The sequence below is a fragment of the Glaciecola sp. HA4-3 genome, from assembly GCF_055693685.1.
In genome coordinates, this window is the sequence record NZ_CM146340.1 from 2,148,852 (window position 1) to 2,160,098 (window position 11,247).

At 38.9% G+C, this 11,247-nt stretch carries 10 protein-coding genes, 2 pseudogenes and 1 other annotated feature; of the genes and pseudogenes, 7 read left to right on the top strand and 5 right to left on the bottom strand.

Annotated features, from left to right (window positions below):
- Positions 1-11: 11 nt before the first annotated feature.
- The 5 genes and pseudogenes from ACZ1G6_RS10170 (at position 12) to ACZ1G6_RS10190 (ending at position 6,040) form a co-directional block, all read left to right on the top strand.
- Positions 12-1,226, top strand: coding sequence for an EAL and HDOD domain-containing protein (locus ACZ1G6_RS10170; RefSeq protein WP_472616203.1), 1,215 nt, complete (start codon positions 12-14; stop codon positions 1,224-1,226).
- Between the two features lie 239 nt (positions 1,227-1,465).
- Positions 1,466-2,065 (top strand): adenylyl-sulfate kinase, encoded by a 600-nt coding sequence (gene cysC, locus ACZ1G6_RS10175; RefSeq protein WP_472616204.1) that lies wholly within the window; start codon positions 1,466-1,468, stop codon positions 2,063-2,065.
- Positions 2,062-2,859 carry a 3'(2'),5'-bisphosphate nucleotidase CysQ gene (gene cysQ / locus ACZ1G6_RS10180; protein ID WP_472616205.1) on the top strand — a complete coding sequence of 266 codons (798 nt, stop codon included), beginning with the start codon at positions 2,062-2,064 and terminating at the stop codon, positions 2,857-2,859. The genes cysC and cysQ overlap by 4 nt, the downstream gene beginning before the upstream one ends.
- 1 nt (position 2,860) lies before the next feature.
- On the top strand, positions 2,861-4,267 hold the full coding sequence (gene cysN, locus ACZ1G6_RS10185; RefSeq protein WP_472616206.1) for a sulfate adenylyltransferase subunit CysN: 1,407 nt from the start codon (positions 2,861-2,863) through the stop codon (positions 4,265-4,267).
- A gap of 46 nt (positions 4,268-4,313) precedes the next feature.
- Positions 4,314-6,040, top strand: a pseudogene (locus ACZ1G6_RS10190) (SLC13 family permease).
- A 60-nt stretch (positions 6,041-6,100) separates the two neighbouring features.
- Here ACZ1G6_RS10190 and ACZ1G6_RS10195 read toward each other — a convergent pair.
- Both ACZ1G6_RS10195 and ACZ1G6_RS10200 read right to left on the bottom strand, forming a co-directional pair.
- Positions 6,101-6,508 carry a hypothetical protein gene (locus ACZ1G6_RS10195; RefSeq protein ID WP_472616207.1) on the bottom strand — a complete coding sequence of 136 codons (408 nt, stop codon included), beginning with the start codon at positions 6,506-6,508 and terminating at the stop codon, positions 6,101-6,103.
- A 53-nt stretch (positions 6,509-6,561) separates the two neighbouring features.
- A complete protein-coding gene (locus ACZ1G6_RS10200; protein ID WP_472616208.1) occupies positions 6,562-7,416 on the bottom strand; it encodes a LytTR family DNA-binding domain-containing protein in 855 nt (284 codons plus the stop codon).
- Between the two features lie 105 nt (positions 7,417-7,521).
- Between ACZ1G6_RS10200 and ACZ1G6_RS10205 the strand changes: the two genes are divergently transcribed.
- Entirely contained in the window at positions 7,522-8,202 is a 681-nt protein-coding gene (locus ACZ1G6_RS10205; protein WP_472616209.1) for an outer membrane beta-barrel protein, read from the top strand.
- Here ACZ1G6_RS10205 and ACZ1G6_RS10210 read toward each other — a convergent pair.
- The 3 genes from ACZ1G6_RS10210 to ACZ1G6_RS10220 all read right to left on the bottom strand — a co-directional run bounded on the left by ACZ1G6_RS10210 (position 8,199) and on the right by ACZ1G6_RS10220 (position 9,858).
- The gene (locus ACZ1G6_RS10210; RefSeq protein WP_472616210.1) at positions 8,199-9,083 is read right to left on the bottom strand and encodes a hypothetical protein; all 885 of its coding nucleotides are present in this window, start codon (positions 9,081-9,083) and stop codon (positions 8,199-8,201) included. The genes ACZ1G6_RS10205 and ACZ1G6_RS10210 overlap by 4 nt on opposite strands.
- A 43-nt stretch (positions 9,084-9,126) precedes the next feature.
- Entirely contained in the window at positions 9,127-9,432 is a 306-nt protein-coding gene (locus tag ACZ1G6_RS10215; protein WP_472616211.1) for a hypothetical protein, read from the bottom strand.
- Between the two features lie 195 nt (positions 9,433-9,627).
- Complete coding sequence (locus ACZ1G6_RS10220) at positions 9,628-9,858, bottom strand: hypothetical protein (RefSeq protein ID WP_472616212.1); 231 nt, start codon at positions 9,856-9,858, stop codon at positions 9,628-9,630.
- Between the two features lie 266 nt (positions 9,859-10,124).
- Positions 10,125-10,244 (top strand) — a sequence feature (His leader region).
- Between the two features lie 102 nt (positions 10,245-10,346).
- On the opposite strand from ACZ1G6_RS10220, the pseudogene hisG reads away from it, so the two are divergent.
- Positions 10,347-11,247, top strand: a pseudogene (gene hisG, locus ACZ1G6_RS10225) (ATP phosphoribosyltransferase).

Here is an 11,247-nt window from a genome sequence, read left to right on the forward strand (position 1 = left end):
ACACACTACATATGACGTTTTTTGCAGCAAGACAACCCATTCTAGATAAGAATAAAGAAGTTTATGGTTATGAACTTCTTTTTCGCGCTAGTTCGCAGAATGTATTTCCTGACGTTGACCAAGAAATGGCAACCTCAAGAATGGTTGAAGGTCTGCAACTTGACCTTGGTCTTGATCACATTGCTAAAGGTAAGTATGCGTTTATAAATTTTACTGAAGATTCGTTGGTAAAAGCTTACCCCAACCTTTTGCCAAACGATAAAGTAGTCGTAGAAATATTGGAATCTGTAGAGCCCAATAATAATGTGTATGGAGAAATTAAAGCGCTTCATGAAGCAAATTATATCATTGCACTTGATGACTTCATTCATACTAAACAATGGGAACGCTTCTATCCGCTGTGTAATATTCTTAAAGTAGATTGTCAAACAATAACACCTGAACAACTTGCACACGTTTTGGACGTGAAACGGCGCTTTAGTCATTTAATTTTGTTAGCTGAAAAAGTGGAGACATATGAAGAGTTTCATGACTATGCGTCGTGGGGTTTTACACTGTTTCAAGGATACTTTTTCAGTAAACCGGAGGTTATGAAGAGTGTTTCGCTATCTCCCTCACAAGCACTACTATCAACCTTACTTGGGGAAGTTAATAAACCAGAACCCAACTTTAAAATTATCAGTGATACCATAGAAATTGATGTCGCACTGTCGTTCAAATTACTTCGCTATACTCAATCACCATTATTCAAACGCACAAAAACAATTGAGAGCATCAAGCAAGCGGTTATTTTATTGGGTCAAAAAGAGCTTAAACGATTTATAGTATTGATGTTTGCCGCTTCGATGAATGAGTCAAAGCCAAGTGAATTGATTAAAACTGCTATGTTACGAGCAAAATTTTGCGAGCTATTTATCTCTAGTACGGAATATAAGCCACTTGCTACAAGTGCATTTTTAGTGGGCATGTTGTCTTTGATTGATGCGATGCTTGATGCGCCGGCTGACGTACTATTAAAAGAGTTACCAATCGCGGATAATATTGTTGAAGCCTTATTAGACAATAAAGGAAAGCTAGCCGATTGCATTTCGCTTTGTGAAGCCCTTGAATTTGCGCAATGGCGACAAGTTGAAATCTTATCTGAACGTTTTAATGTCGCTCATGAAACTGTTCTACAGTCTTATGATGAGGCTAGAGAGTGGGCTGATTTAGCTCTTTCGCTTTAAATATAAAAATCAAATAATGACTGATATGTCAAAACATTGATTAGTAAATAAAATATCAGTTACACTTGAGATAAATTCGTAAATTACCTCATCTATATAACAAATAAATACATCAACCTTTCAAAAAGTAATTTATCATAGCTATTTAACATAGTTCTAGCACCTTACATCAATATTGATTGTGCTACTATAAATGCATAACACCTCACTACCCTTAATCATGATAGAGGCTATGGTCAATGCCCAATAATATCGTTTGGCATCAACATCATGTTGACAAACATACTCGTGCAAAACAGCTTTCTCAAAAACCATGTGTGATTTGGCTAACTGGCTTATCGGGTTCTGGAAAATCTACAATTGCTAACCTTCTTGAAAAACAGCTTGTTGATAAACAAAAAACAACCTATTTGCTTGACGGTGATAATGTTCGCCATGGCCTGTGTGGCGATCTTGGTTTTGATGATAAAGCTAGAGTTGAAAATATTCGTCGCATAAGTGAAGTAAGCAAACTGTTTGTTGATGCTGGTTTAGTGGTCATCACAGCATTTATTTCGCCCTTCGTCGCAGATCGAAATTTTTGTAGAGGATTGCTTGAACAGGGTGAGTTTATAGAAGTATTCATTGATACTCCTATCGAGGCATGTGAAGCGCGCGACCCAAAAGGCTTATATAAAAAAGCAAGAAGCGGTGATATTAAACATTTTACCGGCATTGACTCAACCTACGAAAAACCTAGCTCTCCTGAAATACATCTTGAGTATATTGAGGGTGAATCAGCTCAAGCCAGTGCACAGAGGCTGTATCAACTGCTTGAAAAAAATGGGTATGTATCATGAGTGAAATACTAATTAACGATACATTAATAAAACAGCTTGAAACAATCGCTTCAGGTGCTGGCGCCAAAATACTTGATATATATCACAAGGATTTTGCGATTTATGACAAATCTGATTCAAGCCCACTAACAGAGGCTGATTTAGCAGCCCACCATCACATTATTGAGGGTTTACAAGCGATATCATCATTACCGATTTTATCTGAAGAGTCGGCAGAAATTCCATGGGATGAGCGCAAAACGTGGGCCAGATACTGGCTCGTAGACCCCTTAGATGGCACCAAAGAGTTTATTAAAAAGAACGGCGAATTTACAGTAAACATTGCGCTGATTGAATACGGTGAACCCACAGTCGGCGTCGTATATGCCCCTGTATTAAATAAAATGTATACCGGTATTGTTGGTAAAGGGGCTTATCTAAAAGATGGGCAACACATCCAAACATTAAAGGTAAGCCCTCATCAATCAGGCGATACGTGGAAAGTGGTGGGAAGCCGTTCTCATCATAACCCACAAATCAACGCAATTATGGATGCCTTGACTGGTCCTAAAGAGCTTATTGCAATGGGTAGTTCATTAAAGCTCTGTTGTATCGCAAGTGCTGAAGCACATTTATATCCTCGTGTTGGGCCAACAAGCGAATGGGATACCGGCGCTGCTCATGCGGTTGTGCTAGCAGCGGGCGGAAAAGTCACTGTGTTGGATAGCCAAAACCCGTTTGATGACGATGCTCACCCACTTAGATACAACCAGAAAGAATCAATACTTAATCCTTTTTTTATGGTAAGCGCTTAACATGTTAAACGACAAACAATTATTAGAAACTGACATTCATCAATATTTAAGTGCACATGAAAACAAAGACCTTATGCGCTTTTTAACCTGCGGTAGTGTTGATGATGGCAAAAGCACCCTAATTGGTCGACTTTTACATGACTCAAAAATGATCTATGAGGACCAATTAGCCGCTATTACACAAGAGAGCAAAAAAGTGGGTACTACCGGCGAAAAAGTCGATTTAGCTTTGCTGGTAGATGGTCTGCAATCTGAACGAGAGCAAGGTATTACTATTGATGTTGCCTATCGCTATTTCAGTACTGATAAACGTAAATTTATTATTGCCGACACTCCAGGGCATGAGCAATATACACGAAACATGGTAACCGGCGCATCGACGTGCGATTTAGCTATTTTGATGGTTGATGCAAGATCGGGCATTAAAACACAAACCAAAAGACATGCTTTTCTTGCGTCTCTACTGGGAATAAAACATGCGATTGTCGCCATAAACAAAATGGATCTAATGGAGTATAGCCAAAGCGTATACAATAAAATCCGTGACGATTTTTTAGTTTTTTCAAAACAACTGAATATACCAGATATTCACTTTGTGCCTATTTCAGCACTTGAAGGTGACAACGTCGTTAACCAAAGTGAGCATACGCCTTGGTTTAAGGGGCCCACCTTAATGCATACACTAGAAAACATTGAAATTACTCGTACAGCAAATGATGATTTCAGGTTTCCTGTACAATATGTGAATCGCCCTAATTTAGATTTTAGGGGCTTTGCAGGTACCATTGCTTCTGGCTCTATTGCAGTATCAGATGAAGTGCTCGTATTACCTTCAGGTAAAAGTTCGCGAGTCAAAAGTATTTATACATTTGACAAAGAGCTCGACAAAACCAGTGCACCAAATGCAGTCACACTTACCTTAGAAGATGAAATCGATATTTCTCGTGGTGATATGATTGTGAAAAAAGAAGCGCCTCCTCTTAGTGCAAATGCTTTTTCAACACATTTAGTATGGATGGCTGAGGAAGCACTGATTCCAAACAAACAATACAATTTTAAGTTTGCCAGCAAAACCGTGTCGGGCAGTATTTCAGATATTAGCTATAAGATTGATGTAAACACTCTTGAGCATAGTGAAGCGCTTCATTTAAACCTCAATGAAATTGGTGTGGCTGATATTAAACTCACCCAAACAGTGGCATGCGATGCATATAGTCGCAACCGAGCGACGGGTGCATTTATCGTAATCGATAGAATGACCAACGGCACTGTCGGCGCAGGCATGATAATTTCTAGCAATAAAAATGTGCAGAACCAACATGAATACTCTGAGTTTGAACGAGCATTCAATGCATTAGTAAGAGAGCATTTTCCTCATTGGGGTGCTGTCGATATTAGCAAGCTATAATACTTGATGAACACAATAGTCCTTTTCTATAAACGATAATGCAATGATGAACTTTGACCAAATCATTGTTTTGCTTATCTTTTTTGCTACTATTTTAACGCTTATATTTACTAGGAAGCGTCCTTCAAGTGTGTTTGGCGCGTGCACACTTGTGCTTTTACTAAGCCAACAATTGTCATTTAGTGAAGTGCTTATCAATGTAACTAATCTAGGACTTGTAGCCTTGGTGCTACTGCTATTAATTAGTCATTCCATTGATAAAACCACCTTTATTGTTAGGTTAGGTCGCGCCGTTATTTCTGGTAATTATGCTAATAGTTTTTGGCGGATGTTTGCACTAACATTTAGCGCATCAGCTCTACTGAACAATACGGCTGTTGTCGCTAGTTTAATTGGTCCGGTTAAGCAGAATCAATTGCATGCGCCATCTAAATTACTCATCCCACTCTCATATGCGGCTATATTGGGTGGTACCGTAACCTTAATTGGAACGTCAACTAACCTTATTGTCGACAGCTTTTTGATTGAACACGGGCATCAAGGATTTAAGTTTTTTGACTTTACACTTTTTGGTATCAGCGCGGGGATCATTTGTGGTATTTTGCTTTTTTTGTGTACTCCCTTATTACCTACTTTTTTGTCACGTGAGTCCGATATACAACATTATTTGTTAGAAGCTGACGTAGAAGAGCAATCGGAATTAGTCGGCAAAACAGTTGAAGAAAATCACCTACGTAACCTACCTGAGCTATTCTTAGTTGAAATTGTGCGAAACAAAAGAGTTATATCCCCAGTATCCCCAAACATGGTAATACAGAAAAACGATAAGTTAATCTTTTCAGGTAATGTAAAAAAGCTTGATGGTTTACAACATATAAATGGCTTAACAACCTTCGCAGAAGCCAATGGCTTATTAAATGAGAACTTGACTGAAGTCATTGTATCAAATCGGTCAAGTATAAGCGGTAAAACGCTAAAAAGCCTTGGGTTTAGAGCCATGTTTGACGCTGCAGTAGTAGCAATTAGGCGTGATGGAGAGTCAATTTCTGGAAAATTAGGTGAAATAAAAATAAAACCTATGGCGACTTCTTGCAACTTGCAACAGGTGATGATTTTGGTCGACGCAACAATATCACAAAAAACTTTTTTATCGTGTCTAACCAAGCAATTAAAAGGCGTTTAGCACCGTGGCAAGAACGGTATACCTTACTTGGGTTTTTAGGTGTTATTGCATTGGCAGCATTTTCATTACTACCATTAGCGACTGGCTTACTGTTTTATATCGCTAGCTTGGTTGTGATTAAAGTATCTTCGATCGCTGAAATAAAGCGTCACCTGCCAATAAATCTTATTATCGTGATTGTCGGTGCATTGAGTCTAGCGACTTCACTTGAAAACTCTGGCCTAGTCACGCTGGTGTCGTCGTTAATTCAAGGTTCATTAGGCAACATGTCTGCGCTTTATGCACTGATTGTTGTTTACGCTATGACTGTATTATTAACCGAATTTGTAACCAACAATGCCGCAGCAGCCATCATGTTTCCCTTTGTTTATGGCTTAGTTATTAGTATGAATCTACCTATCACGCCTTTTGCCTTGGCTCTGGCCTTTGCTGCAAGTGCTAGCTTTATCTCCCCCTATGGGTATCAAACAAACCTAATTGTATTTAGTGCCTCACAATATCGTTTTGGTGATTTTGCCAAAATAGGCCTGCCAATATCACTTGCCTATGGCACCATTATAATCAGCTTGCTCAATTGGTACTATTTTTAAAGTAACTCGCAAATAAGAGCGAGCAATTAAGCGCTCGCAACTTGTATCGTGTCTAAGTGATTAACTTATTTTTGCATCTAAGCTTTTCAAAGAGCGTAAAAATAAGCCTAAGCCTCCAATGGCTAAAACCAAAATAACAATAAGCTCAAAAGACGTCATGGTTTTGAAGTTAAAACGAACTGATGAGAGCACGCCAAAAAATAAAGCAGTTAGCGAGCCTATCGATAATATCCAACCGAGTAGATTTTTGCTGTTGTAAAAGATAATGCCAACGCCAAAAATAAACGGGATCATTATCATTCCACCTGTGACACCAAAGCCTCCACCGAAACCAAAAAGACGCGACCCTAGTCCAAAGTTTGAACTTACGGTGATGGCATTAAATAACATGTAAAAACCACCGCACATCATAATCAAACCAATGAAAAAATGCCCTATCCCACCTGAACTACCACCTGCTCCATTCATATTTTATCCTAATGCTTTATGCGTATCTCTAATATACATTGACTACCAACTATCTACAAAAATTTAGCTTTGAAACTTGATAAACGATTGCGACTAATGGGGATGCGTTTACCATTGGTCATGATTAACTCCCCTTCACGCCCTTTTTGTCTAAACGTTTTGATTCCTTCAAAGACTACCCAATGAGACCTATGTACTTGCATGCCCATTTCTTGTGAAAGCTCTGCAACCGCATCTTTAAGTGAGTAAAGAATAAGTTGATGACCTTGGCTTGTGACAACATCTAAGTAATGTAATTCTGCGCTTAGATATAACAGTGAGTCACCTAAGTCAATTGTCACCAAACGCATAAACCTTAGTTCATATAGACTTGACGAGCTAGCTGGGGTAATAGCTTGGGCACTTGAGCTCGTTTTTGATGGACTGCCTGCTGAAGCGGTTTTGTTCGGTAATGCTACTATTTGAGCTGAGGTGTTTTGCTGGGCAAAACTAATATTCAATATCCAAGGAGCATTGATCAACACCCACACAATAATCGCAGGTGGAACAACCCCGCCCCACTCATCGACCAAATCGATAACGATGTTATTTGTACTAAGTTCCCCCATCCAATATACATCTATTGCGCTTGCTATAGGGACAAATAAACTAGCGCCAATTAGCCCTGATATCAAAATTTTTAACCATGGATTACTAAATTTTGCTACGTTGATCTTGGCAAGCTGAACGTGAGCAATAATCATGAATCCAACAGGAATGAGAGTTTGCAACTGCCATTGCACTAGGGTTTTCCACATCTCTACATTTGGGTTATTTTCGATAAACGCAAACACTAATCCAATGCTCGATGCTATACCAAAAAAATATGCTAATGGTGATATGCCGACAATAGGAAACTGCCTATTCATACAATAAAGTTGCCCATTCGTTCAATCTCCTATTATTTGGATTTGCATGGCTTACTATTTAGCTGATGGACATTCATCTTAATCATTTTTAGGACGCTAACTCTTATGAAAAATTTCTACCTGTGCGCAGTTGCCATATGCTTTTATATAATCTCACCTAGCTTATTGGCAAAATCAATACATGACAATGAAAAAGACACATCAAACAATTTTTACATTAAACCCATTGTCGGTATAAGTGTTTTAAGTGATCAAACATTTATCACTGACAATCTGCTTGAGCAGACAGGTAGTGCAGATATTGAACTAAACAATGGCTTAAATTTAGGCTTAGGTGCTGGGTATCGATTCAATGATTCTGTGGTGTTAGAACTCGCTTGGGAATATAGAACAAATGACTCTAATACGACCTTAAATAATGGGGCTACTTTTGCTGGTAACTATGCATCTTCTTTGTTCTCTGCCAATGCTTACTACACATTTTTTAGATACGACAACATAGATGTTTACGCAGGGACTGGTCTTATTTATGTTCAAGAAATAGACTTAGATTTAGAAGATAGCGAATTAGAACGCTCGTTATCTGGTAACGGTAGTTCGGGAATGCAATTTATGATTGGTACAAGATATCAACTTGCAAAAAGTTGGTATCTACAAGCTCAGCTTAGACACATATCAGTATCGAACATGCGTTTAGATGCTGAAGAGAACCTAAACACTGGAAGTATCAATAATCTGTCTTACAAGCCTTTAAGTTTTGAGCTAGCGGTGGCGTACTGGTTTTAATTACCAGCCGCTTGAATGGCGCCAACACCAAAAATCCAACCTTCAATTTGTTCAGCCGCCTCACTTGTTTTTACCTCAAGTGGTGTTGCGGTTTTAAACAAATAACGCATGCCCGCTGCTGCAATGATGGCATCAGTAAGATGATCGTTGAGCTGTTCAGATTGGGTAAAAGGCGGACATTCAAAAAATGCTAGAGCCTTGTTGAGCGTCTCTAAAGTGCGAATTTTAGCATTTCCAAATCCCGCCATTTTTATGAATAAACGCGGATATAACTCACTAATAACGACGGTCGCATTAGCCACTAAGTGTTTTTCAAATGGCCATATTGCCACTTTGTCACCGTATTCTAGTTTTAAGCGATACAACATCCTCATTCCCGCAAGGCCACCTTTTCCAACTTGCTTTGCACCAATCAATTTAAAAGGACTTTCGGGCACACCTACATTTTGAATAATAGCTTGTTTCTCGGTATCTCGTCTTAGTTTGTTTGCATCAAACCATGATGGCATTTTACCCGTTTGCCAGAAGGATTTTGAGTAAGCTTCGTGGGTCCAAAATCCTCCAGCGAAAAAGTTTTCATGTTGCTGGTTAACCCTATCTACCTCTTGCCATAAGCTAAGATAATTGGCATTTTTTCCAAGCTGTGATGAAGCAACACTGCGCACATAACCCAAATTACAATCAATGCCCACAAAGGTATATTGACGTTGTCGCAACTTTTGCGTAATGAGCTCATAAACATCTGTTCTTGAAAGTTTATCTTCAATTGCCAGAACTGCCCCATTACTAATTGGCTTGCAACTGGCAAGAGAGATAGCGTGAGTTTTTACAGGGCTTTTTGCGCCCGACCAATCAAGCCCTATATATTCGTCAAATATCATATATGATTTACCGTTAAGAATTAACGCCGCTCAGCGCTTGCGATTATTTTTTTGCCTTTGAGTCTTTTGCTTCATTTTTCTCAATCAGTAAATCGGCATAAGAGCGCAACTTTTGCTTATCTCTTAAGTGGGCAAAAGGGTCTTCACAAGAGCGTGATTTAGGTAGTGTCTTTTTATTTTTACTATCAACATTTGACACTTTACGATTAATCGTCAGTAAGCTTTTAAGCGTTTTGTTTGGCTTTTGAATATTCTCTTTGGCACGCTTATTTTTGTTGGCAATATGATTTGCAAATATAAAAATAACAATGCCTACCGCCCAAATACCCCATTTGACAACAAACGACATACCAATAGTATTTTGGATTTGCTGCGTAGCTGCTGAACTACTGGCATATGCAAGGTAGTCCTAGTGTATTTTGCCAACCAAAAACACACTAAGAATAAGCAGCAAAAGTGTCACGATAAAAAATTTATAACGACGCCACAGCAGACCTGATAGCACAATATTGATTAATTTATTCATAAAGACTTAATTATAACCTTAACCAAAAAAACTAAAACCAAAGACGGCAAGCACAGCAAGAAGACCTTTTTCTTTGATATCTGAATATATCTGCGCTTCTTCTTCTTGTACGATTACCTCTAACTGTTCAGGTGTAAAATCTTCTGGCACTTGTTGCGCAAGCACAATGCGAGTGCGGGCTCGGCTTATGGCCTTCTCTCGTATCGCACTCTTCACTTTTTGATTTAGGGTCGAAAATGGGTTTCTCACATTTATCCTTTTTGTTAGCAAACAGTATTGTAACTAATGTTTATATTGACAATCTACGCATTACAATGAATCAACAAAATATAGCGTTTTTGTACGCCTATATCATCTAGTTATTGTAACAGCGTGTGACGATTTGTGCTGGATTAAAGAAAAGTTATAAGTTATTCGTATGATCCCTATTGATAATATGCGTCGCATTGGATAGTATTCTCTCGCTCAAATAGTTAAGGCAAAACCAAAAATATGACATTTTTCGCAAATTTGAACCATCACCACCATACACGCATATAGCCTTTCAGGAATGTGCTGGAAGGGTATTGGTTCCTTTCCATGGCGATGAAATAAATTTGAAGCCCTCGGAAGGAAACTTTCGGGGGTTTTTCCTTTTAAAAGGCCCGTTAGCGTCAACAAGCGAAATAAATTAATTAGATTGGATCAATTACACTTTTTATCAGTATAAGTACGGGTAGTAAAACTAAGGAATTAAGATGAGTGATAGCAGCAGACTTCGAATAGCAATTCAAAAATCAGGTCGCCTGAGTGATGACAGCATTGCATTATTAAAAGCCATCGGCATTAAACTACAAATCCGCGATAGACTGTTAATCGCCCATAGCACTAATCAAGCTATCGATTTATTACGCGTAAGAGATGACGATATCCCTGGATTAGTTATGGACAATGTCGTGGACTTGGGTTTTATTGGCGAGAATGAATTAGAAGAAAAAATGCTTGAGCGCCAAGCAGCTGGTAAAGCACATGAATTTAAGACATTGCGCCGTCTTGATTATGGCGGTTGTCGACTATCAATTGCAGTACCAAACGAGTTTGCTTATGCAGGTGTTTCATCACTTAGCGGTAAAAAGGTCGCCACGACTTACCCCTATCTGCTTGAACGATTCTTTAAACAACAAAACATAAATGCGCAAGCGGTTATGTTAACCGGTTCGGTCGAAGTAGCGCCAAGAGCAGGCGTCGCAGATGCGATTTGTGACTTAGTATCCACCGGCGCAACGCTTGAAGCCAACGGCTTGCGTGAAGAAGATGAAGTCTTCTCATCTAAAGCGGTGTTGATACAAAAAGCACAAGGACTTAGTGAAGAAAAACAAGCTTTAGTTACGCGCTTGTTACCGCGTATTGATGGTGTTTTGCAAGCCAAAGAAAGTAAATACATTATGTTACATGCACCCAAAAACTACCTTGAGCAAGTAAAATCATTGTTACCTTGGCGCTGAAAATCCAACAGTACTGCCATTGGCGGGCATCGATGATAGGGTTGCAGTGCATGTAGTGAGCTCTGAAACACTCTTTTGGGAAACAATGGAAAAGTTAAAAGCAATTGGTTGCAGTTCGATATTGGTCTTACCAATAGAGAAGATGATGGGCTAA